The organism is Stenotrophomonas bentonitica, assembly GCF_013185915.1.
GTDB classification, from domain to species: domain Bacteria; phylum Pseudomonadota; class Gammaproteobacteria; order Xanthomonadales; family Xanthomonadaceae; genus Stenotrophomonas; species Stenotrophomonas bentonitica.
This window is the reverse complement of the sequence record NZ_JAAZUH010000010.1, coordinates 1-952: the sequence shown is the minus strand read 5'-3', so window position 1 is coordinate 952 and position 952 is coordinate 1. Positions and strand designations below refer to the sequence as shown.

At 68.4% G+C, this 952-nt stretch carries 1 protein-coding gene and 1 pseudogene; one reads left to right on the top strand and one right to left on the bottom strand.

Annotated features, from left to right (window positions below):
• The coding region (locus HGB51_RS20140) for a transposase zinc-binding domain-containing protein (protein ID WP_484600370.1) at positions 1 to 664 on the bottom strand (664 nt) is incomplete at its 3' end.
• Positions 665 to 734: 70 nt separating this feature from the next.
• Here HGB51_RS20140 and HGB51_RS20135 point away from each other — a divergent pair.
• Positions 735 to 952 (top strand): annotated as a pseudogene (locus HGB51_RS20135) (transposase); the annotation flags it as partial.

The following is a 952-nucleotide window of genomic DNA, read 5'->3' as shown; positions in this document are numbered from 1 at the left end:
GCGGCTTGCGCTGCGGACGCTCGGTGGTGTCCTCGTACACGCCGTCGAGCCACAGCATGTGGAAGTGGATGTTGAGATTCAGCGCGCTGCCGAAGCGCTGGATCAGGGTCACCACGCCGCATTGCGCGCTGGCGTGGTCGACGCCGACTTGATCGGCCAACCAGCCGGCGATCACGCGCTGCACGATGCCCAGCACCGGGCCAATGGCTTCTGGCTTGCTGGCGAACAGGAAGCGCAACGGGTACGGGAAACTCAGCACCCATTGCCGCACCGGCCGCGGGCCGAACACCTCCTCCACCAGATGCCGCGCCGACTCGGCCATGCGCCGTGCGCCGCAGCTCGGGCACAGCCCGCGCTTCTTGCAGGAATACGCCACCAGCCTCTCTGCACGGCAGTGCTCGCACACCACGCGCAGGAAACCGTGCTCGAGCACGCCGCAGCGCAGGTAGGTCTCGAACTCCTCGCGCACATACTCGGGCAGCGAGCGGTCTTCGGCCTCAAGACGCGCGATGAAGTCCGGGTAGTGCGCCTGCACCAGCGAATACAGCAGCGTGCGCTCGGGACGGTGAGGCGCATAGCGAGCCGTGGGCAGATGCGCTGCCGGCGACGTTGCGTGCGCCACGGCATCCTGCAGCTGCGACACGGTCGCGGCGAAGCGCGGCACGAAACACTCCGGTGCAGGGAATGGCTGCTCAGGCTTGCGCCCGCCCCGGCCGGTTCATATCGGCCTTTATGAGCTGCACCTCACACCGCTGGAGCTGATCGACCGCATTGCCGCGCTGGTTCCCCCGCCACGCACCCACCGGCACCGCTATTTTGGCGTGTTGGCACCCAACTCGCCGCTCAGGGCTGCGGTGACGGCGCTGGCGACACCGGCGCAAGCCGCTCCCGTGCTGGGCGCGTCGATCAGCACGGGGGAGTGCGCGCCTGGTGTGGTACCGATGAGCAGCGC